The sequence below is a fragment of the Brucella sp. 22210 genome (assembly GCF_052045675.1).
Taxonomy (GTDB): domain Bacteria; phylum Pseudomonadota; class Alphaproteobacteria; order Rhizobiales; family Rhizobiaceae; genus Brucella.
Window position 1 is genome coordinate 90,230 of the sequence record NZ_JBQEPD010000013.1, and the last position, 25,169, is coordinate 115,398.

A 25,169-nucleotide genomic window follows, 5' to 3' on the forward strand; every position below is an offset into this window, starting at 1 on the left:
ATTTGCAGCCGGGCGGTAGCGCCCGGCGTCGCAAAATGCCTCAGAACAAGAAGTTTGAGCAGGTTTCCCGATTTGATCGGGATGCTGTTTGCAGGAGGAAGCCATGACTGAATATACCGATATTCTCTATGAGGTTCGCGGTGGTGCGGCATGGATCACCATCAACCGTCCCGACAAGTACAATGCCTTTCGCGGTCATACGATTGACGAGCTGATCCATGCTTTCCAGAAGGCAGGCTGGGACAAGTCCATTGGCGCCATTGTGCTGACGGGCGCTGGCGACAAGGCGTTTTGCACCGGCGGCGATCAGTCGGCCCATGACGGGCAATATGACGGTCGCGGCGTGATCGGCCTGCCGGTCGACGAGCTGCAATGCCTGATCCGCGATGTGCCGAAGCCGGTGATCGCCCGCGTGAACGGTTTTGCCATTGGCGGCGGCAATGTTCTCGCCACGGTTTGTGATCTGACCATCGCGTCCGACAAGGCGCAGTTCGGACAGGTTGGTCCCAAGGTAGGTTCCGTCGATCCGGGGTTCGGGACCGCTTATCTCGCCCGCGTCATCGGTGAAAAGCGCGCCCGCGAAATCTGGTATCTGAACAAACGCTATACCGCGCAGCAGGCACTGGAATGGGGCCTTGCCAATGCGGTTGTCCCGCATGAGGAGCTGGATGCGGAAGTGGATCGCTGGGTGGCCGAGCTGATGGAACGCTCGCCGACCGCTCTGGCGCTCGCCAAGCTTTCGTTCAATGCCGACAGCGAAAACATCCGGGGCATCGGTGCTCTCGGTATGCGCGCTCTGTCGCTCTACTACGATACCGAAGAAAGCAAGGAAGGCGGCGTCGCCTTCCGCGAAAAGCGCAAGCCTGATTTCCGCAAATTTGCGAAATAAGTCCGCCCAGCTAGGACCGGTCGGCGCGCCTGTTGCAAGGCGCGCCGCATATCCGGCCAAGACAACAAACATATGCAGACGTCTATCTGGGAGGAGGGCCAATGCTGTGCATTTCAATGCCCCATAAGCGCCTTTGCGCCTCCTCGTTGACGTCCGGGTCAGTGAGGTAGCCATGTATCCGACCATTTTCGATACCGATGAGATCAACGCACTGCGCGACCTCGCCCGCAAGTTCGCAAGGGACCGTCTCACGCCGGGTTATCAGGCCCGGGAAAAGTCGGGCAACTTCGGCCCTGAGCTGGTGCGCGAAATGGGTAGCCTCGGCCTCATCGCCCCTGAACTGCCGGAAGAATTCGGCGGGCTCGGTTCCGGCGCGCTCTATTCAGGCGTCATTATCGAGGAAATCGCCCGTGGCGATTTCAACATGGGCTATATCAATGTGCTCGCCTCGCTGAACGGGCAGATATTGGCGAAATTCGCCAATCCCGAGATCAAGCGCGAATGGCTGCCGAAGCTCATCGCAGGCGAATTGATGCTTGCCATCGCACTGACCGAACCGCGTGGCGGATCGGATGCCGCCAATCTTGGCCTCAAGATGGAGCGCGACGGCGACCACTACGTCATCAACGGTGAAAAGACGTCGATCTCCGCGGCAGATCAGGCCAAGGGCGCGGTGGTGTTTGCCCGCACCGGCAAGCCGGAAGACAAGGCGCGGGGCATCTCGGCCATTTTCGTGCCGATGGACCTGCCCGGCATTTCCACCACACGTTTTGTCGATGTCGGTCAGCATGCGATCGGGCGCGGCTCGATCTTCTTCGACAATGTGCGGGTGCCGGTGGATCATCTGCTCGGCGAAGAGGGCAAGGGCTTCGTGCAGGTCATGCAGGGCTTCGATTTCTCGCGCTCGCTGATTGGCCTGCAATGTCTTGGCGCTGCCCGCCAGTCGCTGGATGAAGCGTGGGATTACATCAAGGAACGCAAGGCCTTCGACAAGCCGTTGGCGGCATTTCAGGGCATCACGCATCAGCTTGCCGATTTCGATACCAAGGTGGAGGCAGCGCGGCTTCTGTCGCTCAATGCGCTGTGGCTCAAGGATCAGGGTATGCCGCATGTGGCCGAGGCTGCCATGGCCAAGTGGTGGCCGCCGCTTCTGGCCTATGAGGCGATCCATGCCTGCCTGCTGATCCACGGCCATGCAGCCTATTCCAACGAACTGCCGTTCGAGCAGCGCCTGCGCGATGTGCTCGGCCTGCAGATCGGCGACGGCACCGCACATATTATGAAAAACATCATCGCACGCGAACGTGCGGGAAGGGCCGCGGTCAGCGGCTGACAATGCGCCGACAATGATTGGGAGGAAGAAACCATGAAATTCGACGCTGTGCTGATCGAGCCCCGCCGTGCGAAGATGGAGGCCGAAGGCTTCTGGCCAGGCAAGACATTGCTGGACTATTTCGAAGAGTGCCTTGAAGCCAAGCCCGATGCGCTGGCGATGACCAGCATTGCCGTATCTTCGGGCGCACGACGCGACCTGACCTGGAAACAGATGGAGGATCTGTCCTGGCGCGCAGCGGAGGGGCTGCGGCGTCTTGGATTGGGCAAGGACGATGTTCTGGCCTGCCAGTTGCCCAATTCATGGGAGTTTGTCGTTCTCTATATCGCCTGCCGACGCCTCGGCATCGTCTTCAATCCGGTCATGCCGATCTTCCGCGAGCACGAGCTGCGGTTCATGCTGAAGCATGGCGAGGTGAAGGCCTTTGTCGTGCCGAAGGTGTTCCGCGATTTCGACCATGAAGCCATGGCCGCAGGTTTGCGCCCCGATCTGCCGGATTTGCAGCATGTGATCGTGGCGGGCGGAGCAGGCGACAATAGTTTCGATGCGCTACTGATGGACCCTGCATTCGATAATGCGCCGGGTCTGCGTGATTACTCCCTGACGGTGCGTGGCGACGCCAATGATGTCTGCCAGCTGATCTACACATCCGGCACGACCGGCGAGCCGAAAGGCGTGATGCACACCGCCAATACGATGTATTCCAATCTGGTTGCCTATGCCGCCCGTCTTGGGCTTGGCACGGACGATATCGTCCTGATGGCTTCGCCGATGGCGCACCAGACCGGCTTCATGTACGGTTTCCTGATGCCGTTCATGCTGCAAGCGCGCATGGTCCTGCTCGATCTCTGGGACAAGGCGCTGGCCGCAAGGGTGATTGCGGAAGAGCGCGTGACCTTCACCATGGCCTCCACACCGTTCCTGATGGATTTGTCCACGGCGGTTGAGGACGGAGGCACGGATGCGTCTTCCCTGCGTATTTTCCTCTGCGCAGGAACAGCCATTCCGGGTCCGCTTGTCGAACGTGGCAATCGCATTCTGGGCGCGAAGGTGATTTCCGCCTGGGGCATGACGGAAAACGGCGCAGTGTCCGTCGTGCCGCCGGAAGACCCGGATGACCGTTCAGTGAACACCGACGGTCCAGCCTTGCCCGGCATGGAATTGCAAGTGCGCGGGTCCGATGGCAAGCCTGCTCCGGCGGGACATGAGGGCGAGCTTTTCGTGCGCGGCTGCTCGAATTTCGTCGGCTATCTGAAGCGCCCGCAATGGAACAATACCGATGCCGATGGCTGGTTTGATACGGGCGACATCGCGCGCATGGATGCGCAAGGCTATATCCGTATCTGCGGTCGTTCGAAGGATGTGATCATTCGCGGCGCGGAAAACATCCCCGTCGTTGAGGTGGAAGCGCTTCTCTACAAGCACCCCGCCGTGCAGCAGGTGGCCATTGTCGCCTATCCCGACGAGCGTCTGGGTGAACGCGCCTGCGCTTTCATCGTCGCGCGGTCTGGCCAGACGGTTGATTTCGACAGTATGATTTCGTTCCTTGGTGCGCAGCATTTGGCGCGCCAGTATTTCCCCGAGCGTCTGGAACTGCGTGACCGTCTGCCTGCGACGGCATCCGGCAAGATCCAGAAATTCGCGCTGCGCAACGAGTTGCGTGAAGAATATGAGAGGAACCGCAAGTGACTATCAACAGTGCCAACCGCATCGCCGGACCGCGTGTCGTCGTAACAGGTGCTGGAGGCCCGATGGGCCGCGCCATCATTCGACGGCTCGTTGCGGACGGCGCACGGCAACTGGCACTGACCGATATTTCCGGCACAAGGCTTGGTGAAACAGCCGCCCTGTTGTCGGAGGGATTTCCGGAACTGAATATCGTTACCCTGCGCGGCGACGTGACCGTGACGGCGGAAGCGGAGGCTTTCGCCGCGGAGACGCTCAAAGCCTTTGGCGGTATCGATGTGCTGGTGAACACAGTTGGCGGCATTCGCTCTTCCCAGCTTTACACGCCCTTTCTGGAAATGGACGAGGCGCGGTTTCGCGCCACGCTCGACCTCAATCTGATGGGCAGTTTCCACCTGATCCGCGCCTTTGCGCCGGGCATGCTGGAGCGCGGGGTTGGACGGATCGTCAACTTCGCATCGGTGGTGTTCGGCGGTGAGGGTGGGCAGGCGGATTATGCGGCGGGCAAGGCGGCGATCGCCTCGCTCACACGCAGTCTGGCGGAAGAATTTGCGCCCGCGATTACCGTCAATGCCGTCGCGCCGGGGCTGACACGCACATCTGTCACCCAGACCATGCCCGCCGAAAACGCCGCGCGGCTGGTGTCGAGAGCCTATAACCGGCGCATGGCCGAGCCGGAGGAAATTGCCGAGGCGGTCGCTTATTTCGCTTCGGAACCGGCCCGTTTTGTTACGGGCGAGATCATGGCCGTTTCCGGCGGCTTCCACCCTCATTTGTAAAGAGCGTGTCCCATGTCCGTGTCTATGTCCGATCCGGTCCACCTGTCTATCGATGACGGCATTGCGCTGATCACCATCGATAATCCGCCCGTCAACGTCACATCGCGTGCGGTGCGTGAAGGGCTGATGGCGGCGCTGAACGGGGCACAGGCGGCAGGTGTCGGACGGGTCGTTCTGACTGGGGCGGGCAGGACTTTTGTGGCCGGGGTCGATGCGAAGGAATTTTCTGCGCCGCCGCAACCGCCGCATCTGCCGGATATTGTCAGCCGTATCGAGACCTTTCCGGTGCCGGTTGTTGCCGCCATCAACGGTGCGGCGCTCGGTGGCGGGTTGGAGCTGGCGCTGGCTTGCGCTGTGCGTATTGCAGCGCTGAACGCAACGGTTGGCTTGCCGGAAGTGACGCTCGGCGTGGTGCCGGGCGCTGGCGGCACACAACGTCTGCCGCGACTGGTCGGGCTGGAGAATGCGCTGTCGCTGATCTCCGAAGGAAAGGTGATCGGTGCCGCCGAGGCGGAAAAGATCGGCCTTCTCGATGCTCTGGCCGACAATCCGGTGGAAGCCGCGCGGCGCTATTCCTGGCTGGAGCGCCCGGCGACCGGCGCATTGCGCGGCCCCGTGCTCGACAACACGGCGGTTGAGGCGGCCCGCAAGCAGGTGGCAAAACGCAGCCCGAACCAGATTGCGCCGCAAAAGGCCATCGATCTGATCGAGGCGTCATGCACGCTGCCTTTGAATGACGGGTTGGCACAAGAGCGCGCCGTCTTTCTGGAGCTGAAGTCTAGTGATCAGGCGGCCGCTTTGCGCCATGTCTTTTTCGCCGAGCGCGCGGTAATGGGACAGGGCAAGACTGGTGGCGCGGATATCGCCTCCGCAGTAGTGGTTGGCGGCGGCACGATGGGCGCAGGCATAGCCTATGCGCTGGCCGGGCTTGGCATCGATGTAGCGTTGGTCGAGACCGATGAAGCAGGCGCGACGCGTGCTCGCACCAATATCGCCAAGCTCTACGGCGAGGCGGTCGTGCGCGGAAAATCCACACCGGAAAAAGCCGAAGCGGATCAGGCGGCGCGGTTCAGTTTCCATGTCGGCTATGATGCATTGCCCGCAGCCGATATTGCGATTGAGGCGGTGTTTGAGGATATCGATGTCAAACGCGCAGTCTTTACGGCGCTCGATGCCGCATTGCCGGAAACGACCATTCTCGCGACCAACACATCTTATCTCGACGTCAATCACATTGCCGAAGTGGTGCGCAATCCCGCCCGCTTTCTGGGGCTGCATTTCTTCAGCCCCGCCCATGTGATGAAGCTACTCGAAGTGATCCGCGCCCACGACACCAGCCCTGAAACACTCGCGACGGCCTTGCGCCTTGCCGGGCGGATGAAGAAAATCCCCGTATTGGCCGGTGTTTGCGACGGTTTCATCGGCAATCGCATTCTGACCCGCTATCGCCAGACCTGCGATATCATGCTGATTGAAGGCGCGTTGCCCGCTCAGATTGATGCCGCCATGCGTGGCTTTGGTATGGCGATGGGTCCATACGAGGTGCAGGACCTCTCTGGTCTCGACATTGCCTATGCCAACCGCAAACGTCTGGGCTGGAAGACCAAGGCAGGTTTTCGCTACATTCCCGTTGCTGACCGCATCGTGAATTAAACGGGTCGCCTCGGTCGCAAGACCAATGCGGGCTGGTACGATTACGAGGGCGGCACGGCGACGCCTTCGGCGCTGATCGACGCCATCGTCATCGAAGAATCAAAGCGCGCTGGTATCGAGCGTCGAGCCTTCAGCGACGAGGAAATCGTTGCCCGCGCGACCGCCGCGATGGTCGAGGAAGGCTTTCGTATTCTGGAAGAAGGCATTGCCGCACGTTCCGCCGATATCGATCTGGTGATGATCTACGGCTATGCATTCCCGCGCTGGCGCGGCGGGCCAATGCATTGGGCGGGGCGTGTCGACTTGCCGGAAATAGAGCGGCGCATCGCGGAATATGCGACCAAGGACCCGGCCTCCTGGGGTGTGCCGAACCTGCTTGCGCAAGCTGTTGCCGAGGGCAAGCGGCCAGACGAGCTTTGAGGGCAAAATGTGCCCCCAAAGCATAAGCGGAATGCTTAGCGTGCCAAACCTGCGTCCTGCAGGAACTTGACCGACGGCATGATCTTGTTCTTGTCGCGCAGTTCGAGGATCAGGCGCGGATTGCTTTCCAGCTGGGCCAAAGCTGCGAAAACGCCATGCCAGCGGATGGTGCCTTCACCGATGCCCCAATGGCGATCGGCATAGCCATCCGCATCCTGCAGATGGACGTGCTGCAGGCGGTTGCCTGCACGGCGGATGAAATAATCGACCGGATGCGCGCCAAGCGAGCCATAGGTGAAATGGGCATGGCCGGTATCGACTGAAACCGCGACCGATGGTGACTGGAAGCTGTCTGCGAGCAGGCAGCGCGCGTCGGTGTCGATATCCTCGATATTCTCGATCACCAGCGTGCAGCCGATTTCCTCGGCACGCTTGACGACCGGTGCCAGCGTTTCATGGGCATAGTCCACGATCTGCGGGCCGCTTTCCGGGAAGTTGTCGATATTGTTATAGGTCCAGAAATTATACGGGCTGTGGATCACCATCTGCGTTGCGCCGATGAATTCACAGACCTCCAGTCCCTGAAGATAACGCTCAGTGACGATCTTGCGAATGTCTTCGTCCTGATTGGAGAAGTTGAGACCCCAGAATGGACCGTGGATGCCAAGGCGGCCCTTGTAGCCCTCAAGCAAGGTCTTGATGCGGCTTGCTGGTGTCTTCCAGTCGGCTTTCAGGAGAGCAACATGTACAAAATCCTGTATCTCCAGATCGCGGTTTTCCGACAGGATGAAATCGAGGTTTTCTTCGAGATAGGACAGCGGCACGGCTGCGCCGAGAAGCGGCAGGTCGGACATTATCAATTTCCTGGATTGACCGGAAGCCATAAGGATAGAGCAGTTCTGCCTCGCCTCCGGATTGATGTGCAGGCAGAACCCTCGTTCAGGTGATATGTGTCAGACTGCGGCTTCAGCCAGTGCCAGTCGCGATGCGATCACCAGATCAGGATTGTCAGAGGTGATGTAAGCAACGTCACGCTCCATCCAGCGGTCGATCAGTGCGCGATCATTGAGCGTCCAGACGCCAAGGCGATCCTTGGGGAACAGCGACGTGATGCGGTCGAATTCGGATTCGAACAATTCGTGGTGCACGCCCACATAACGGACCAGAGGTTCGACGCTGCGGAAGAAGGTTTCCAGTCCGCCATTGCGCTCCACCCATTGTGCGTTGAGCGAAATCAGACGGTCAATTTCCGGCGCGATTTTCGCGCAATGTTCAACCACGCTGCGGTCGAAGGAATGCAGCACAACATGATCACCAATATTGCGGGCGCGGATGATTTCCACGGCCTTTTCCACGAGGCCATCATAGGGCTTGCCGTCGGCGCCGGACTTGAGTTCGACATAGAGAAGCACGTCCGGCCGCTCGGCGAAGACATCGAGCACTTCCTCGAAGGTGGGGATGTGATCGGCGGTAACTGTGCCCTGTTCGTCTTTCAGCCGTATCGCAAGGCGACCGGCATCATCGAGCGCGCGCACGTCACCGGAGCCGGTGGTGGTACGGTCAAGCGATGCGTCGTGGATGACGAGAATTTGCCCGGCATCGGTCAGGTGAAGATCGAACTCCACGCTATCGATGTCGAGGTTCAGAACATTGCGAAAGCCGGTGAGCGAGTTTTCAGCCCAAAGGTTGCGAGCGCCGCGATGGGCCATGATCTTTTTCATGTCTTATGTCCTTACTGTACGGTTGGGTCGAGCTTGTCGCGAAGCCAGTCACCCAGAAGCGAAATGGAGAGGGTGGTCAGAACGATCACCAGTGCCGGAGCCAGCATTATCCACGGCGCACGTGTCAGATATTCGCGCGCGAACCCAACCATATTGCCAAGCGACGATTCTGGCGGCTGAACGCCGAGACCAAGGAAGGAAAGACCGGATTCCATCAGGATGATTTCCGGGAATGTCAGCGTCATCGAGACGATCAGCGTCGAGGCGACATTGGGCAGGATATGACGGAAATAGACACGGAATGGCGTTGCACCGAGCTGTACCACTGCGCTGGCATAGCCTTGCGCCCCGGCGGAAATGGCAAGACCGCGTGCGATGCGGGCATAACGCTCCCAGCCGTAGAATCCCATCAGCCCGATCAGCAGTGGCATGGAATTGCCGAAGAATGCGAGCACGGCAAGCGCCAGCACCATAAAGGGCAGGGCGGCCTGAAAATCGGCCAGCATCAATACAATGTGCTCGACCCAGCCGCGAAAGCGGGCTGCGAGAAATCCCAGCAAGGTGCCGAAGACGGCAGACAGGATCGTCGCGCCAAAGGCGATCACCAGCGAGACACGGATCGACTGGATCAGGCGTGAATAAACATCACGGCCCAACTCATCTGTGCCGAGCCAGTGTCCGGGTGATCCCACCGGAACAAGTCGCGCCATCAGGTCCATCTTGGTGATGGAATAGGGCCGCAGATAGTCGGCGAAGATCACGACGAACAGCATCAGCGCCAGCCAGAAACAGGCAAAGGCGACGCTCATCGGCATGGTGGTGCGCAGGCGCGTGATGAGCGCGGGCGCCTTGACGGTTGCGGCGGGGGAAAGAGCGGTATCGGTCATTGCGTCCACCTCAATGCGCGGCTTTGGTGCGCAGGCGCGGGTCGAGAACGCCGTAGAGCACATCGACCACGAGATTGGAGATCACCATGCAGCTTGCGATAATCAACAGCAGGCACTGCACCACGGCGAGGTCGCGATTGGCGACCGACACCACCAGAAGGCGGCCAATGCCGGGCCACGAGAAGATGGTTTCGACAACCACAGCCCCGGCGATCAGTGCGCCGACCATGAAGCCGACGATGGTGACAATCGGCACGGAGGCGTTGGGCAGAGCGTGTTTCCACACCACATCGTTCCAGCTGATGCCCTTGGCTGATGCCGTGCGGATATAAGGCTGCCCCAGCACTTCGATCATGGCCGAGCGAGAGAAGCGCGCCAGAACCGCCGTGCCGCCAATAGCAATGGTGAGGGTCGGCAGAATGCCGTGAATCCATGTATCGCTGCCGCCGGATGGCAAGACACCTAGTTGCACCGAGAAGATCAGCACCAGCACCAGACCGAGCACGAAAGACGGCACGGTGAAGCCGAGGATCGACAGAGTGATGACGCCACGGTCAGCGATGCCCTGACGGTGCAGCGCGGCGTAGACGCCTGCCGGAATGCCGAGGCAAAGTTTGATGATGAGCGCTGGAATGGTGATCTGGAGCGTGGCGGGCACACGTTGCAGCACCAGATCGATAGCTGGTGCCTTGTCGCGCATCGAGATGCCGAAATCGAAGCTCAATATGCCCTTGAGATAGGACAGATATTGCAGCCAGATCGGGTCGTCGAGGCCCCAGGCCTTGCGGAAGGCATCGATGGATTCCTGCGGTGCATCGGGGCCGAGCATGATCTGTGCCGGGTCACCGGACATGCGCAGCACCACGAAGGCAAAGGTCATCACCAGAAAGACGGTGATCAGTGCGCGGAAAAGACGGGACGCTATGAAGGTAAGCATGGGTGCCTCACGCAGCGCTTTTCGCCGGCTCAACGAAGTGACAAGCCGTGCGCCGGTCAAAGCCGGTTGAATCCAGATCGGGCATCGTCGTCGGGCATTGAAAACCCGCCACCGGACACCGGGGATGAAACACACAACCGCTTGGGCGGTTTGCGGGGTTTGGCGGTTCACCCTTGAGGATCATGCGCTGGTTGAATTTCTTGCCCGGTACGGGAACCGAAGACACCAATGCCTTGGTATAGGGGTGCTGGGGCGTTTCGAAGATCACGCCGGAGCTTGCCTCTTCGACGATCTTGCCGAGATACATGACGGCGACGCGGTCGCAGATGTTGCGCACGACTTTCAGATCGTGGCTGATAAACACCATGGCGATGCCATGTTTCTCCTGAAGATCGCGCAGGAGATTGACCACCTGCGCCTGAATCGAAACATCGAGCGCGGAAACCGGTTCGTCGCAGACCAGCAGCCTTGGGCTGGTTGCAAGGGCGCGGGCGATGATGACGCGCTGGCGCTGACCGCCAGACAGTTCATGCGGATAGCGTTCGCCCTGAACGCGGCGCAGCCCGACAGATTGCATCAGTTCGCTGACACGTTCCTTCAGTTCCGCGCCGGAAGCTAGCCCATGAATTTGCAGTGGCTCGCCGATCTGTGCCGCTATCGGCAGGCGGCGATCCAGCGCCGCCAGCGGGTCCTGAAAGACGAGTTGCATCTGGGCCCGCAGCTTGCGCCAGCCGGCTGTGTGGCGGCGCGGCAGTGGCTTACCGTCGAACAGAACCTCGCCTTCGGTGGCGTCATCAATGCCGAGCAGCATGCGCCCGAGCGTGGACTTGCCGCAGCCGGATTCACCGACGATGCCAAGCGTTTCGCCGGGCTGGACGCGCAGGCTGACGCCATCCACGGCCTTGACCGGATCGGCTTTCTTGAACAGGCCATCGCTGCGGTAAACCCGTACCAGATTGTTTGCTTCGAGCAGGAAACTCATGCCAGAGCGCCTTCTGTCGGGATTGTGCAGCTGTGATAGAGGTGTGATGCTGCGCTTTCCGCATGGGGGTGGAAACAGGCGACCTTCTGGCCGTTTCGCATCAGAAGATCGGGCATCGCCGTTGTGCATGTTTCGCTAACTTGCGCGCAGCGCGGTGCGAATGCGCAGCCTGTTGGCAGATTGCGTGGATCGGGCACAGTGCCGGGAATGGCGCGAAGGCGCTCACGCCCGCCGTCAAGGCGCGGGATGGCTTCGAACAATCCGCGCGTATAGGGATGCTGCGGTCGGTCGAACAGTTCGACCGTCGTTCCGCTTTCAACGATACGCCCGGCATACATGACGCAAACGCGTTCGCATATCTGGCTGACCGCGCCGAGATCGTGGCTGATGAACACCACTGCCAAACCGGTTTCACGGCGAATCTGATCCAGAAGATCGAGAATTTGCGCCTGAATGGTCACATCAAGGGCGGTGGTTGGCTCATCGGCGATGAGGACGTCCGGTTGACCGGCCAGCGCGATAGCTATCATCAGCCGCTGGCACTGGCCGCCGGAAAACTCATGCGGATAGAGATTGAACCGGCGCGCCGCATCGGGAATGCCGACGCGTTCCATCAACTGAATGGCTTCGCTGCGCGCGGCCTTGTCTTTCAGGCCGCGATGCAGTGCCAGGGATTCGACAATCTGATGGCCGACTTTCTTGACCGGATTGAGCGACGAACTCGGATCCTGAAAGATCATGGCGATACGCCCGCCGCGGACGCTTTCCTTGACGGAGCGAGTGGAGCCGACCAATTCTTGACTGTCAACCTTGACCGAGCCTGACACGGAAGCCTTGCCGGGGAGAAGCCCAAGGGCGGCAAGCCAGGTTACGGATTTTCCGCAGCCGGTTTCACCGACGAGGCCCAGCGTTTCACCGCGGCTCACGTCGAGATCGATTCCGTGCAGAACCTGTACGCCGCTGAAAGAGACCTTCAAGTCCCGGATGGAGACGAATGCCACGGTCGTCCCTTTCTGTCGGTCAATCGCGGTCTTTTGCGATTATCGATGCAATTTCATGGAGAATGAGAAGGCTGGCATTGTGAAATGCCAGCCTTGGTCTGTGGATCAGACGTTCCAGTTGCTGGAACGGAAATCCATGGCGAATGCCGGTGCGGCCTTCCAGTTCAGTTCCTTCTTCATGCCGGTGAAGACGGCATTCTGATGCAGGATGTTGTAGACCGGATCTTCGCGCTCGCAGATTTCCAGCATGCGCTTGATGGCCTTCTTGCGCTGGTCGTGGTCGGTGGATGTTTCCATGATGACCGACAGCTTGTTGACCTCGTCGTTCGACCAGTCCTTCTTCTGCTGCGCTTCGCCATTCGGGCCGAACTGGACTACCAGCGGCGTGATCGGATCGTTGATGTTGTTGGATGCCGACCAGTCGCGAACGCCCTTGACGCCTTCAGGATCGTGGATCTGTGCCCAGTTTTCCTTCATCTCGATTTCGACATTCAGGCCGACCTGCTTCCACATTTCCACCAGAACCTGCGCCGTCGGCGTCTGGTTGGTGTAGTAGTTGTTCAGCAGGCGGTAAGGGATAGCATCGCCCTTGTAATTGGCCTGCTTGAGAAGATCACGGGCCAGTTCAGGATCGAATTTCGGCGGTTGCCAGTCGTCGATGAACATGTCGGAAGTGCGGAAGCTTTCAAACTGCATGCCAGCCGGTACAACCGTCTGACCGGCCCACAGCGCATCCACAATCGCCTGACGGTCGATCGAATGGGTCATGGCGCGGCGCACCAACGGATTGCGCAGGATTTCGTTCTGTGTGTTGAAAACGGTTGTGCGGTGGTTCCAGATGGTCGAGCTCTGGATTTCGAGACCCGGATTGGCAGTCACGGTGCCAATCTGGTCTGGCGGCAGATCGCAGGCAAAATCATACTGGCCGGAGATGAGGCCGTTCACACGGCTTGCAACTTCCGGCACTTCGACGAAGCGGATCTGCTGCAGCGGCGGCTGGCCGCCCCAATATTCGTCATGGGCTTCGAGAATGAGTTCTACGTCCGGCTTGTAGCTGGCAACCTTGTAAGGCCCGGTCGTGACCGGCTTGCGCGCCCATTCGGCATAGGACTTGGCTTCATCCCAGGCGCGCTTGTTGGCGATCTGCGAGCCAAAGGCATAGAGGCGGCCTTCAAGCGTGACGTCCGGCGTCGCATTGTGGAAGCGGACCGTATATTTGTCGACGGCCTCGACGCCGCGCAGCGCTGGCCAGAGACGGCGCGAAACGCCGGGAATGGCGGCAGGCAGTTCTTTTTCCGTCTGCGGCTTGAAATTCGCTTCATAAAGCGTCTTGCCGCCAGCAGGCTCGGTGCCGGCAAACAGGCGCTCGTCGGAGAAGGAGAAAACCACGTCGTCGGCGGTCAGTTCATCGCCATTGTGGAACTTCACGCCCTGACGCAGCTTCAGTTCGATGGTCTTGTCGTCGAGACGCTTCCATTCGGTGGCGAGGCCCGGAACAGGACCCTGATTGCCCATCCAGTCACGCAGAATCAGGCCTTCCCAAAGGTTCGGGAAGAAAACGCGCTCGCCGACATTCGACTGTTCGTTCCAGATGTCGAGCGTGTTGTTGTTGGTGATCTTCTGAACGGCGACGGTGACCGAGCGGCGCTGATTGGCGCGGACAATCCCCGGCATGATGAACGTGCCAGCGGCAGCGCCCATGAGACCCAAAGCGTGACGACGGTTGATAAGCATGTTTTCCCCGATCCGTAGCGGCCACGGAAATCCGCTGGCCAGACTAAAACTGAGGGCGGGGAATAGGCCTCAAATGTAACAGGCTTTTCTCAGTTGCTTGAAGCTTTCTTGACACTGTTGTGTATAAATCATCATCTGTTCATATATTTTAAGTTGAAATTCAAAATTGACATTTATTTTTACGTGTATCCATTATTCTAAACCGGCAATCTATCGTCGCTGCATATCGGCCCGTTAAATTTTTTTCGAGCCCGCTTTCCACCGAGAAAGACCTGCCGTAACTTTCGCCTGCAATCTGATTTGTTCTGCGGGGTTTGAAAGCAGCGTTTATGTCCATCGATAAGGGTAATCTGGAAAAACTTGCCTCGCAGCGCGTCAACGGCGTGGGCGGACTGACGGTCCATTTCAAGGATGGGCGCTCCCGCATTTCTCGGCTTTATCAGAAAGGCGCGGCCAAAATCCGTATGCCACAGGTGGCGCATGATCCTCTGGAAGCCATCCTGATCAACACATCCGGCGGGCTGACCGGTGGTGACCAGCTGCGCTGGGATGTGGCGTTGCAGGAAAACGCCTCCGCCGTCATCACCACGCAGGCCTGCGAGCGTATTTATCGCTCGGGTGGAGGCGAGGCGCGCATCGAAACACACATCAAGGTCGCAAAAGGCACGCGTCTTGCATGGCTCCCGCAGGAAACCATTTTGTTCAACCGCTCCGTGCTGTCCCGAGAGCTGGATGTCGAGATGGATGAAGGGGCGGAAGTGTTGATGGTCGAGGCAAGTGTGTTCGGACGTCTCGCCATGGGTGAAGAAGTCGAACAGGCATCGTTCAGCGACCGCTGGCGGGTGCGGCTTGGCGGGCGTCTGGTTCATGCGGAAGAGTTCCGCCTTGGGCCTGATGTTGCCGCTGAATTGCAGGCCAGAGCGGTCGCGGATGGCGGGCTTGCCGTTGCCACGGTGCTGTTGGTTTCGGCGCAGGCCGAAAGGCAGCTGGAGGCCGTGCGCGCCATTATCGGCGAGGAAGGCGGCGCCAGCGTCTGGCAGGTCGGCGGCGCCTCGAAACTTGGCGTGCGGCTCTATGCGCCGGACAGTTATGCCTTGCGCAAGCGCCTCGCTCCTTTGCTGGCGCTGCTCAATGGAAAGGCAGGGCTGCCTAAAGTTTGGTCAATTTGAACTTGCGGCCACCGGGCCGCGTCTAATGAGAAGGTTCGGTACGAAGTCATGAATTTGACGCCCAGAGAAAAAGACAAGCTGTTGATCGCCATGGCGGCGATGGTCGCCCGTCGCCGTCTGGAGCGCGGTGTGAAGCTCAATCATCCCGAAGCCATAGCGCTGATCAGCGATTTCGTCGTGGAAGGCGCGCGTGACGGGCGCACTGTGGCCGACCTGATGGAAGCGGGCGCGCATGTCATCACGCGGGAACAGGTGATGGCGGGCGTTGCCGAGATGATCCACGACATTCAGGTCGAAGCGACATTTCCGGATGGAACCAAGCTCGTCACGGTGCACGAGCCGATCCGCTGATTTTGAATTTTAATTTTTGAAAAGGTGCAAGATGAAGAAGATGACGGTTCTGACGGCAGCAGGTTTTGCGCTTATCGCAAGCCCGGCTTTTGCCCATCTCAATCCCGCCGAGCACGGCTCCTTTGCCGCCGGTTTCTCGCATCCGCTTTTCGGTGCGGATCATATTCTGGCGATGGTTGCCGTCGGTCTTTGGGCGACGATGCTGGGCGGGCGGGCGCTTTTCATCGTGCCTGCGGCTTTTGTCGGCGTCATGCTGCTGGGCTTTTTGGCGGCACTCATCGGAATGCCGCTGCCTTTCGTTGAGCCGGTGATTCTGGCTTCCGTGGTCGTGCTTGGCTTTCTCGTTGCGCTGGCCCTGCCGGTCTCGCCGGTTGTTGGCGCAGCGATTGCCGGTTTCTTCGCCTTCTTTCACGGCCATGCGCATGGCGGTGAAATCGGTGCTGCGGCCTTCTTTGATTATGCGGCAGGCTTTGCGCTGGCTACGGCTCTGCTCCACGCGGCGGGCATCGCCATCGGTCTTGGCGTCGGGCGTCTGGCTGCTGGTCCAAGCGGACGCCTCGCCCTGCGCGTCGCTGGCGGCGCTACGGCGCTTGGCGGTCTGATGCTGATGGCTGGTTGAGGTGCACCATGATACCCGGCGAAATCTTCACGCTTGACGGCGACATAGAACTGAATGAGGGGCAACCCACGGTCACGATCAAGGTCGCCAATACCGGCGACCGCCCGATCCAGGTTGGCAGCCATTATCATTTCTACGAGGCAAATGCGGCGCTGTCATTCGACCGGCAAAAAGCGCGCGGTTGCAGGCTGGATATTGCCGCTGGCACCGCTGTGCGCTTCGAACCGGGGCAGGAGCGCGATGTGACGCTGGTTCCCCTCGGCGGTAAGCGCGAGGTCTACGGGTTCCGCCAGAAAATCATGGGTAAGCTTTAATTCAGAGCCAGAGCATATCCCGAAAAGCGTGAAACGGTTTTCGGACGAGATGTGCGTTAAAACAAACGGTTAGAGCGCCGACGGAGAGTTTCATGCCAGCCAAGATCAGCCGCGCCACCTATGCGCAGATGTTCGGCCCCACCACCGGCGACAAGGTGCGCCTTGCCGATACGGAACTCGTCATCGAGGTCGAGCACGATCTCACCACCTATGGCGAGGAGGTTAAATTCGGGGGCGGCAAGGTTATCCGCGACGGCATGGGCCAAAGCCAGCTTTCGCGGGCGCAAGGTTCCGTCGATACGGTCATCACCAATGCGCTCATTCTGGATCACACCGGCATCTACAAGGCCGATATCGGTCTGCGCGACGGACGCATTGCGGGCATCGGCAAGGCGGGCAATCCCGATACGCAACCGGGCGTCACGATCATCATCGGCCCCGGCACGGAAATCATCGCGGGCGAGGGCAAGATCGTCACGGCGGGCGGTATCGACTCGCATATTCATTTCATTTCACCGCAACAGGTGGATGAGGCGCTGAATGCGGGCATTACTTGCATGGTGGGCGGCGGCACCGGCCCCGCACATGGCACGCTGGCCACCACCTGCACACCGGGGCCATGGCACATTGCGCGGCTGATTGAATCCTTCGACGGCATGGCGATGAATTTCGGTGTGTTCGGCAAGGGCAATGCCTCATTGCCGGGCGCACTGGAGGAAATGGTTCTGGCAGGGGCTTGTGGCCTCAAGCTGCATGAAGATTGGGGCACGACGCCAGCGGCTATCGACAATTGCCTGTCTGTTGCTGACCATTTCGACGTGCAGGTGGCGATCCACACCGATACGCTCAATGAAAGCGGCTTCGTGGAAGATACGCTCAATGCCTTCAAGGGGCGGACGATCCACTCCTTCCATACGGAAGGTGCGGGCGGGGGGCATGCGCCGGATATTATCCGCGTCTGCCAGTATCCGAATGTTCTGCCCGCGTCGACCAACCCGACGCGGCCCTATACGATCAATACGGTCGCGGAGCATCTCGACATGCTGATGGTCTGCCATCACCTGTCACCGGCCATTCCCGAAGATATTGCCTTTGCGGAAAGCCGTATTCGCAAGGAAACCATCGCTGCCGAAGACATTTTGCATGATATGGGCGCTTTCTCGATCATCTCGTCCGATAGTCAGGCCATGGGCCGCGTCGGTGAAATGATTATCCGCTGCTGGCAGACGGCGGACAAGATGAAGCGCCAGCGAGGCGGCCTGCCGGACGACAAGCCGGGCAATGACAATTACCGCGCCCGTCGCTATGTGGCGAAATATACCATCAACCCGGCCATTGCTCACGGCATGTCGCATGAGATCGGTTCGGTGGAAGTTGGCAAACGCGCCGATCTGGTCTTGTGGAATCCGGCTTTCTTTGGCGTCAAACCCGATATGGTTTTGCTCGGCGGCTGGATCGCGACGGCTCCGATGGGCGACCCGAACGGTTCTATCCCGACACCACAGCCGATGCATTACCGGCCCATGTTCGGCTCCTTTGGTAAAGCGCGCACCAATACCTCGATCACCTTCGTTTCGCAGGCGGCAATCGATGGCGGTCTGCGTGAGAGGCTCGGCGTGGACAAGCAGATGGCGGCGGTCGTCAACACGCGGGGTGGCATCGGCAAGCAGTCGATGATCCTCAACAATGCCATGCCGCAAATGGAAGTTGACCCGGAAACCTATGAAGTGCGCGCCGATGGCGAGCTTTTGACATGCGAACCGGTGGACGTAGTGCCGATGGCGCAGCGTTATTTCCTGTTCTGAGAATTGAGGTAGAGAATGTTTCGTGCAGTAGACATCATCCGCGCACATGAAGTGATCGACGCCGTTCCGGCTGCTCATGCCGTGCTGGAGCGCGACGAACGCCATCTGCGCCGCAAGGCAATTACGCTCGACACGGGCGAGAAGGTGCTTGCCGATTTCGCCGATCCGGTGGTGCTGGAACATGGCGACCGGCTTGTTCTGGACGACGGGCGCGAGATTGAAATTCGCGCTGCCAGCGAGGCACTTTACGAAATCCACGGGCGCGACCAGCTGCATATTGCCGAGCTTGCATGGCATATCGGCAATCGTCATCTGGCGGCGCAGATTGAATCAGATCGCATCTTCATTCTGCGTGATCATGTCATCAAGGCGATGCTGGAAGGGCTGGGCGCAACCGTGACCGACGTGGTCGCGATTTTCAGCCCGTTGCGCGGAGCCTATTCGGGCGGCCATGCACAACATGACCACGATCATGATCACGGGCACCATCACCACACGCACGACCATGACCATCACCACCACCATCACGACTGATCCCAACACCGCCCTTCTGCGGTTGATGGCGTGGCTGTCGCCGGTCTTTCCGGTCGGCTCCTTTAGCTATAGCCACGGGCTGGAGCGGGCGGTGCATGATGGCTTCGTCACCGATGCGAAAGAGTTGAAGGACTGGCTGCGCTGGCTCGTCACGCGCGGGTCCGGCTGGAACGATGCGGTCCTGTGCGCGGCAAGCTGGCGGCGTGCGATGGCCGGTGAGGATTTGCGCGAGATTGCCGATCTGGCGGAGGCGCTGGCAGGTTCGCGTGAGCGGCATATGGAAACCATGCTGCAAGGCGGGGCATTCCTGGCCGCAGCGCGCAGCTGGCCTTCGCCGGTGTTCGATCAGCTGCCGGGCGACTGTGCTTATCCGGTGGCGGTCGGCGCAGTTGCAGGGGCGCATGGCGTTCCGCTTGGCTCTACACTGGCTGCCTTTCTGCAGGCTTTCTGCATCAACCTGTTGCAGGCGTCGATTCGCCTGTCGGTAACGGGGCAAAGCGGCGTCACGACCACCATGGCCGCGCTGGAAAACACGCTGGCAGAAACCGCCATGCGCGCCGGACAATCCAGTCTGGATGACCTTGGTTCGGCGACTTTCATCGCCGACATCATGGCCATGAAACACGAAACACAGCATTCGAGGCTTTTTCGCTCATGACACAGAAGAATGGACCGCTCAGGATTGGTATCGGCGGGCCGGTCGGCTCCGGCAAGACGACACTGACCGAAAAGCTCTGCAAGGCGCTGCGCGACACATATTCGGTCGCTGTCATCACCAATGATATTTATACGCAGGAAGACGCCTATATTCTGGCGCGCCATCAGGCCTTGTCGGAAGACCGCATCATGGGCGTGGAAACCGGCGGCTGCCCGCATACGGCGATCCGCGAGGATGCATCGATCAATCTTCAGGCTATTGCCGAGATGAACCGGCGCTTTCCCGATCTGGATATCGTGTTTATCGAATCCGGCGGGGATAATCTCGCGGCCACCTTCTCGCCCGATCTCGCCGATCTGACGCTCTATGTCATCTCCGTCTGTCAGGGCGAAGAAATTCCCCGCAAGGGCGGGCCGGGCATCACGCGGTCGGACTTTCTGGTCATCAACAAGAGCGATCTTGCGCCCTATGTGCGGGTCGACCTTGAGGTGATGGAAAGCGATGCGGCGCGCATGCGTGGCAAGCGCCCGTTTGGTTTCACCGATCTGCATCGCGGTCAGGGCGTGCAGGAGGTGATCGACTTCATCGTCGAAAATGGTGGTCTGGATATCCGCGCCGCCTGATTGGCGCCGTTTCGTTATATCTGAACCAGCGGCGTATCTTCCTCGAAGAAGCCGGAGAGATTGTGCAGCGGATCGTTCAGCGACCGCTTGCGGATGGTCAACAGCGTGTTGAGACCGTTTGCGATGCGTTTGGCATAGCCAAGATCGTTGAGAAGCGAGCTGAGCTGCAAGCCGCTGACTTTCTCCTGCCGGTTGGCCTCGAACAGCTTTGCGCCGAAGTCTCGCTCGAAGTCTTTGACCTTCTCGATGAAAGCCTGCTGGTGGGCGTCCCATTTGTCGCTGGCGGCATCGGCGCGGCTCAGCACGCGGACCTCATGCAGCACATTGACCAGATGTTCGCGCAGCTCCACATAGGCGTCCCGTGCCGGTGAATTGGTCTGCCGGAGATAGAAGCCGAGATTCTTCTGGAGATGCTTGGCGTCCTTGACCATTTCCGCCATTTGCAGCGCGATGACCTGACCGGTCATCAAGAAATTCTGCTGGTCCGTGTTGTTCCCGGGATCGACCTTGCCGATGAAGCTCAATATGTCGCCATAGACGCCCTTGATATAGAGCCGATAGAGCAGATCGGCGTCGACATAATCGACGTCGGGGGCGGCGCGCATGATGGCTTCATCATGCCTGGCGCGGTTGATTTCGCTGACCGGCAGGTAAAGCGCGTGGCAGATCACTTCGACACTCAGACGCCCAAGATGCTGTAACTCATGCACAAGAGCCTGCGCAGCCGTTTCGGGTGAACTGAGCGCCGACTTGTCGAGATAACGGGCGCGCAGCGCGTTTTCAGGAAGATCCGGCGTGCCCGCCGGAATGAGAACACGCGGCTCCGGCCTGTCCGGCAGCACGCGTTCCAGAAAACGTGTGAACGGGACCAGAGCGGGCCAGAAGATCAGCACGCCCAGAATGTTGAACTCGCTGTTGAAGATCGCGAGCTGGATCAGCTGATTGTCACCGACCCCCATTGCCTGCGAAAGCCATACCGCAAGGCGAACCAGCATGCCCATCAGGATCAGCGATATACAGGCGGTGACGACATTGAAAATCACATGCGCCAGCGCAAGCCGCTGGCCGCTGCGGTTGCCGCCGAGCGCCCCGGCAACACCGGTGGTGACGCTGCTGCCGACATTGGCCCCGATGGCGATTGCCGCCGATTGCCAGAGATCGACCTGTCCGAGACCCAGCGCTGCAAGTGTCAGCATCAAGGTCGCATGGGTTGATTGCAGCAGCAGGGTCAGCACAAGGCCAATGCCCGCGAAGATGACCTGACCAAGCCAGCCGTCGATCCTGTATTGGGCGAGATCGAAATTCTCGGTGACGACGGAAAAGCCCTGCTTGATGCCGTCAATGCCGAGGAAAATGAAGGCGATGCCGAGCAGAATGCGCCCGATGGCCTTGATCTTCGGCCCGAAGAAACTTGCCAACACGCCGAACACCATCAGCGGCAGCGCCAGCGACGACAAGCTGAAATTTTGTCCGGCCAGCGACAGCAGCCATATGCCGGTTGCGGAGCCCAAATTTGCGCCGAAGATGATGGATATGCCTGCCGCCAGTGAAATGAGGCCGGTGGTGATGAAGGCGATGGTCATCAGCGAGACAAGCGTGCTTGATTGCATCACCGTTGCGCCGACCAGCCCGACCAGCAGACTTTTCCACGAGGTGGAGGTGCCGCGCGCCAGCATGCGTTTCAAGGCACTGCCCGCCAGATTGCGCAAGCCTTCTTCAAGGCACTGCATGCCGAACAGGAAAATCGCCAGTCCGGCGCAGAGCGTCAGCCAGCTTTCATTGAGCCAGAAACTATAGCCGAGGATGGCGATCAGTATCAGGCCAAGAAAGCGCGCTGCCTTCTGGCCCACTCCATTTTCCGACGACACGAGAGCTGCCATGGTTGCTGTCTTGTTTCCTTCGTGCGGGAGGATGTTTCCGTATTGCAGCCCGTCGGTCGGATTTTCGCGTCTGCGGGTGAAGTATTGGTTGATGATAAGCAGCTCGCTCCGAAAGCGCTATCTGGAAATTTCGGCCGGAAAGTTTCTACGGGAGAATTCCCAATGCGAAATTCGTTTCAACTGAATTAATTTGAATGCAAATCAAATTAATTCGTGCTTTATTGTGGTCATGCAATCCAATTCGTCTTCTCCTCGGTCCCAGTTCGGGATCCGTTTTTCGTTGCTTGCCCGGCGCTGGCGGCGTGCGCTTGACGCGCGCCTTGCCGAAGCAGGGCTGTCCGACGCCACCTGGGTGCCGCTGATCCATCTTCAGGCGACGGGCGGCGGCGTGACGCAGAAGGAACTCGCCGCGCTGGTCGGCATCGACGGGTCAAGCCTTGTGCGGCTTCTCGACATTTTGAGTCGTCAGGAGCTGGTCGAGCGTCGGGTCGATGAAAACGACAACCGCGCGCGGCTAATCTTCCTCACGCCGAAGGGCGAGCAGCGCGTGACCGAAATCCGGCGTGAGCTGGCCAAGGGCGAAGAAGACATGCTGGCGGATATTTCCGATGCGGATCTGGCCGCCATGCTTGACCATTTTGACTCTATCGAACAGCGCCTTGCGGCCAACCAGCTGAGACGCTCACAGGAAACCGGAGAATGAGCATCGAAACCTCCATGACGACGTCGGCCCGCAGGCTGGACGCCGCGCGCCAGCTTTTGAAGCCGCAGCAGTTTCAGGAGAGCGTCGCACTTTCACAGCAGCCTTCCATTCGCAATTCGTCGCTTGCGGGCTTTCAATCGGCGGCCACGGCGGTCATCGCCTTGCCGCTTATCTATCTTTCGCCCTGGTCGCATCTGATCGGCTTTGCCTCGCTTGGCACTCTGGTTGCTTTGTTTGGACGTTTCGCACCGCAGGCACGCCGCAACCGTGTCGTGCTTCTTTGCGCGATCTGTCAAACGCTGGCCGTGCTCAGCATGTCGCTTGTCGCCACAGCGGGTGCGCCGTTAGCGGTACAGCTCATGCTGCTGGCTGTCCTGTGCGGCGTGTTTTGCTTTGTGACAACCACCGGAAATTTCGGCCCTCCCGGAGCGTTGATCTTCATATTCGCCGCCGGCGCATCGATGAGCCAATCTGTTACCTTGCAGCAGACGATGGAACGCACAGCTGCTACTGCGATTGTCGCGCTGCTGGCCTGCGTGATCTGTATGCTGACCGAGTATTTCCGTCATAAGGCCAGCCCGGAAAAGCCTTTCCCCGCCGAACCGTTGAGGCCAGTCCGTCACCGGCTGATAGCCGCCGCGCGCGTTGCCTTCGGCGCGGGCGTGGCAGCGTTTCTCGTCTACGCCATGGGTGTCGCTCATCCTGCCTGGGCGGCGATGGGTGCTGTTGCCGTGATGCAGGGCGCGCATTTGCATATCAATATGAGCCGCGCCTTGCAGCGCATGGTCGGCACGCTTCTGGGCGCTGTCGTTGCCTGGATGATCCTGACGCATGCTCCGTCCATATGGACGCTGATTGCGATACTGGCGTTCCTGCAATTCGCAACAGAGGTGATCATCGGCTCCAATTATGCGCTGGGGCAAATTCTGGTCACGCCGATGGCGCTGCTGATGACCTATATCGCTGCGCCCGGCTTGAACGGGGGCGATATGGTGTCGGAACGGGTGCTGGACACATTGCTCGGTGCGGGTATCGGCATTGTCTTTGCCGTGCTGTTTTCAACGCAGGACGATCGGGCCTATCTCGCCGAACATCATATAAAAAGAACGCAGCGCTGATTGGGCTGCGTACATTCCCTTCAGATTATGCGCCTTGTCGGTTGAAGCGGATTAATTCCATTCATTTTATAGAAAATAGAAAATGCTTTCCCTATTGGGGGTGAGAAGGCAGTCGTCGGCTTTGAACGCCGCTGCATAGCGTGACACCATTTCGTTACGTCTGGTCCGGGCGACCGGAGGGACAAAGACCGTAATGAAATGATGGTGGCAAGCATGGGCGAAAAAGCGTTGAGACTGGTGGAAGATACAGCGGATATTGCTGTTTCACCCGATGAGCTGAAGGCTGCGATGCGGCAGTTGGCTGGCGGCGTCAGCGTTGTTACTGCCGGTTTTGGCGATGGACGCACCGGTGCGACCGTCACGTCGGCGACCGCGCTTTCGGTCGATCCGCCGACGATCATCGTCAACATCAATCGCGGTTCGTCGGTCTGGCCCGCCATCAGCCGCCATAACCATTTCTGCGTCAATGTGCTGTCGGCTGCACAGCAGCCGATTGCGGATCGCTTTGCGGGCAAGGACGGTATCAAGGGCGTTGCGCGTTATGCCGATGCGGAATGGTACACGCTGGAAAGCGGCGCACTGGCGCTGACAGGTGCTCTGGCTGCCGTCGATTGCGCCGTGGAAGACGTCATCGAACGGCACACCCATGCCATTATCATCGGTCGTGTTTTGAAAATTGTAGCAGGCAGCGGCGAGCCGCTTGTTTATCACAATGGCGGCTACCGGCTGCTGGACCTGTTGTCAGGCGCTTAACTTGGCCCATTCTGGCGCGGTGCTGTCGTCTTCGAGGCCACCGTTGCGGGCGAATTGTTCCAGCGTCATGGAATCGAGAACGCCAGCAATGGCTTCGCGCACGAGCAGCATTGACCGGCGCACCTGACAGGCGCGGTGATCTTCGCAATCTTCGCAGGGCTGATAGGCCATTCGGCTTGCGCAGCGGATGGGTGCAAGCGGTCCGTCGAGAACGCGGACCACCTGGCCTATCGTGACATCGGCTGCCGGTTTGGAAAGGCTATAGCCGCCGCCGGGGCCTTTCTTGGAGCGCAGGATGCCATCGTTGCGCAGTTCCAGAAGAATGGCGTCGAGAAATTTCTTGGAGATATTATTCTTGGAAGCAATCTCGGCGACGAAAGCGCTTTCGCCGGGTTCAAGCAAGGCAAGATGCGCCAGTGCTTTCAAACCATATTTGCCCTTCTTCGTCAGCATGAACACTCCACGGATAGTCGCCAATGGCTGGTTGCGCATGCTTTTGCACGAAATCGAGCGAATAGATAGTCTATTTACAGGTAATAGACCCCGATGCGCTTCCCGCCGATGATCTCGACTGCGATATCCATATCGTAAATGTCGCTCAGAATTTCCGGATGGATCAG

Annotated in this window: 26 protein-coding genes and 1 pseudogene; 17 read left to right on the forward strand and 10 right to left on the reverse strand. The window is 59.4% G+C overall.

The features are described 5' to 3' along the window. Positions 1–103 precede the first annotated feature (103 nt). The 6 genes from badI to ACTJKP_RS16830 all read left to right on the forward strand — a co-directional run bounded on the left by badI (position 104) and on the right by ACTJKP_RS16830 (position 6,760). Positions 104–889 (forward strand): 2-ketocyclohexanecarboxyl-CoA hydrolase, encoded by a 786-nt coding sequence (gene badI, locus ACTJKP_RS16805; protein WP_078338376.1) that lies wholly within the window; start codon positions 104–106, stop codon positions 887–889. A gap of 172 nt (positions 890–1,061) precedes the next feature. After that, positions 1,062–2,222, forward strand: a complete 1,161-nt coding sequence (gene aliB / locus ACTJKP_RS16810) for a cyclohexanecarboxyl-CoA dehydrogenase (protein ID WP_440631481.1) — start codon at positions 1,062–1,064, stop codon at positions 2,220–2,222. Positions 2,223–2,255: 33 nt separating this feature from the next. After that, the gene (gene aliA, locus ACTJKP_RS16815; protein ID WP_440631482.1) at positions 2,256–3,911 is read left to right on the forward strand and encodes a cyclohexanecarboxylate-CoA ligase; all 1,656 of its coding nucleotides are present in this window, start codon (positions 2,256–2,258) and stop codon (positions 3,909–3,911) included. After that, positions 3,908–4,687, forward strand: coding sequence for an SDR family NAD(P)-dependent oxidoreductase (locus ACTJKP_RS16820; RefSeq protein WP_440631483.1), 780 nt, complete (start codon positions 3,908–3,910; stop codon positions 4,685–4,687). The genes aliA and ACTJKP_RS16820 overlap by 4 nt, the downstream gene beginning before the upstream one ends. Positions 4,688–4,699: 12 nt before the next feature. Beyond that, on the forward strand, positions 4,700–6,340 hold the full coding sequence (locus ACTJKP_RS16825) for an FAD-dependent oxidoreductase (RefSeq protein ID WP_440631484.1): 1,641 nt from the start codon (positions 4,700–4,702) through the stop codon (positions 6,338–6,340). 168 nt (positions 6,341–6,508) lie between these two features. Beyond that, positions 6,509–6,760, forward strand: coding sequence for a hypothetical protein (locus ACTJKP_RS16830; RefSeq protein ID WP_440631485.1), 252 nt, complete (start codon positions 6,509–6,511; stop codon positions 6,758–6,760). Between the two features lie 35 nt (positions 6,761–6,795). Here the strand turns inward: ACTJKP_RS16830 and ACTJKP_RS16835 are convergent, their stop codons facing one another. The 7 genes from ACTJKP_RS16835 to ACTJKP_RS16865 all read right to left on the reverse strand — a co-directional run bounded on the left by ACTJKP_RS16835 (position 6,796) and on the right by ACTJKP_RS16865 (position 14,022). After that, entirely contained in the window at positions 6,796–7,614 is an 819-nt protein-coding gene (locus ACTJKP_RS16835) for a sugar phosphate isomerase/epimerase family protein (protein ID WP_440631486.1), read from the reverse strand. Positions 7,615–7,713: 99 nt separating this feature from the next. After that, a complete protein-coding gene (locus tag ACTJKP_RS16840; protein ID WP_440631487.1) occupies positions 7,714–8,481 on the reverse strand; it encodes a glycerophosphodiester phosphodiesterase family protein in 768 nt (255 codons plus the stop codon). Between the two features lie 11 nt (positions 8,482–8,492). Further along, complete coding sequence (locus tag ACTJKP_RS16845; protein ID WP_280993536.1) at positions 8,493–9,368, reverse strand: ABC transporter permease; 876 nt, start codon at positions 9,366–9,368, stop codon at positions 8,493–8,495. Positions 9,369–9,378: 10 nt separating this feature from the next. Continuing rightward, on the reverse strand, positions 9,379–10,305 hold the full coding sequence (locus ACTJKP_RS16850; RefSeq protein ID WP_078338382.1) for an ABC transporter permease: 927 nt from the start codon (positions 10,303–10,305) through the stop codon (positions 9,379–9,381). Positions 10,306–10,312: 7 nt separating this feature from the next. Continuing rightward, the gene (locus ACTJKP_RS16855) at positions 10,313–11,287 is read right to left on the reverse strand and encodes an ABC transporter ATP-binding protein (RefSeq protein ID WP_440631488.1); all 975 of its coding nucleotides are present in this window, start codon (positions 11,285–11,287) and stop codon (positions 10,313–10,315) included. Continuing rightward, positions 11,284–12,288 carry an ABC transporter ATP-binding protein gene (locus ACTJKP_RS16860; RefSeq protein ID WP_440631489.1) on the reverse strand — a complete coding sequence of 335 codons (1,005 nt, stop codon included), beginning with the start codon at positions 12,286–12,288 and terminating at the stop codon, positions 11,284–11,286. Before ACTJKP_RS16860 ends, ACTJKP_RS16855 begins: the two co-directional genes overlap by 4 nt. Before the next feature lie 105 nt (positions 12,289–12,393). Next, entirely contained in the window at positions 12,394–14,022 is a 1,629-nt protein-coding gene (locus ACTJKP_RS16865) for an ABC transporter substrate-binding protein (protein WP_440631490.1), read from the reverse strand. Between the two features lie 329 nt (positions 14,023–14,351). On the opposite strand from ACTJKP_RS16865, the gene ACTJKP_RS16870 reads away from it, so the two are divergent. From ACTJKP_RS16870 to ureG, 8 genes are all read left to right on the forward strand, one after another. After that, positions 14,352–15,191, forward strand: coding sequence for an urease accessory protein UreD (locus ACTJKP_RS16870; RefSeq protein WP_440631491.1), 840 nt, complete (start codon positions 14,352–14,354; stop codon positions 15,189–15,191). Between the two features lie 48 nt (positions 15,192–15,239). Beyond that, positions 15,240–15,542: an urease subunit gamma gene (locus ACTJKP_RS16875; RefSeq protein WP_078338387.1), complete on the forward strand. Its 303-nt coding sequence runs from the start codon at positions 15,240–15,242 to the stop codon at positions 15,540–15,542. 31 nt (positions 15,543–15,573) lie between these two features. After that, a complete protein-coding gene (locus tag ACTJKP_RS16880; RefSeq protein ID WP_182522919.1) occupies positions 15,574–16,161 on the forward strand; it encodes a HupE/UreJ family protein in 588 nt (195 codons plus the stop codon). Positions 16,162–16,169: 8 nt separating this feature from the next. Then, entirely contained in the window at positions 16,170–16,475 is a 306-nt protein-coding gene (locus tag ACTJKP_RS16885; RefSeq protein ID WP_078338389.1) for an urease subunit beta, read from the forward strand. A gap of 92 nt (positions 16,476–16,567) precedes the next feature. Further along, the gene (ureC, locus tag ACTJKP_RS16890) at positions 16,568–18,280 is read left to right on the forward strand and encodes an urease subunit alpha (protein ID WP_440631492.1); all 1,713 of its coding nucleotides are present in this window, start codon (positions 16,568–16,570) and stop codon (positions 18,278–18,280) included. Between the two features lie 15 nt (positions 18,281–18,295). Then, positions 18,296–18,814: an urease accessory protein UreE gene (ureE, locus tag ACTJKP_RS16895; RefSeq protein WP_440631493.1), complete on the forward strand. Its 519-nt coding sequence runs from the start codon at positions 18,296–18,298 to the stop codon at positions 18,812–18,814. Continuing rightward, positions 18,786–19,472 carry an urease accessory protein UreF gene (locus tag ACTJKP_RS16900; RefSeq protein ID WP_440631501.1) on the forward strand — a complete coding sequence of 229 codons (687 nt, stop codon included), beginning with the start codon at positions 18,786–18,788 and terminating at the stop codon, positions 19,470–19,472. Before ureE ends, ACTJKP_RS16900 begins: the two co-directional genes overlap by 29 nt. Further along, positions 19,469–20,095 (forward strand): urease accessory protein UreG, encoded by a 627-nt coding sequence (gene ureG / locus ACTJKP_RS16905; protein ID WP_078338393.1) that lies wholly within the window; start codon positions 19,469–19,471, stop codon positions 20,093–20,095. The genes ACTJKP_RS16900 and ureG overlap by 4 nt, the downstream gene beginning before the upstream one ends. A 14-nt stretch (positions 20,096–20,109) precedes the next feature. Here the strand turns inward: ureG and ACTJKP_RS16910 are convergent, their stop codons facing one another. Then, positions 20,110–21,975: a Na/Pi cotransporter family protein gene (locus tag ACTJKP_RS16910; RefSeq protein WP_440631494.1), complete on the reverse strand. Its 1,866-nt coding sequence runs from the start codon at positions 21,973–21,975 to the stop codon at positions 20,110–20,112. A 280-nt stretch (positions 21,976–22,255) separates the two neighbouring features. On the opposite strand from ACTJKP_RS16910, the gene ACTJKP_RS16915 reads away from it, so the two are divergent. From ACTJKP_RS16915 to ACTJKP_RS16925, 3 genes are all read left to right on the forward strand, one after another. Continuing rightward, positions 22,256–22,678, forward strand: coding sequence for a MarR family winged helix-turn-helix transcriptional regulator (locus tag ACTJKP_RS16915; protein ID WP_440631495.1), 423 nt, complete (start codon positions 22,256–22,258; stop codon positions 22,676–22,678). Then, entirely contained in the window at positions 22,675–23,796 is a 1,122-nt protein-coding gene (locus ACTJKP_RS16920) for an FUSC family protein (protein ID WP_440631496.1), read from the forward strand. Before ACTJKP_RS16915 ends, ACTJKP_RS16920 begins: the two co-directional genes overlap by 4 nt. 213 nt (positions 23,797–24,009) lie before the next feature. Continuing rightward, entirely contained in the window at positions 24,010–24,549 is a 540-nt protein-coding gene (locus tag ACTJKP_RS16925) for a flavin reductase family protein (RefSeq protein ID WP_440631497.1), read from the forward strand. Here ACTJKP_RS16925 and ACTJKP_RS16930 read toward each other — a convergent pair. Continuing rightward, positions 24,538–25,002, reverse strand: a complete 465-nt coding sequence (locus ACTJKP_RS16930; RefSeq protein ID WP_078338419.1) for an Rrf2 family transcriptional regulator — start codon at positions 25,000–25,002, stop codon at positions 24,538–24,540. The two genes, ACTJKP_RS16925 and ACTJKP_RS16930, sit on opposite strands and share 12 nt — an antisense overlap. Before the next feature lie 74 nt (positions 25,003–25,076). After that, positions 25,077–25,169 (reverse strand): annotated as a pseudogene (locus ACTJKP_RS16935) (iron ABC transporter ATP-binding protein); the annotation flags it as partial.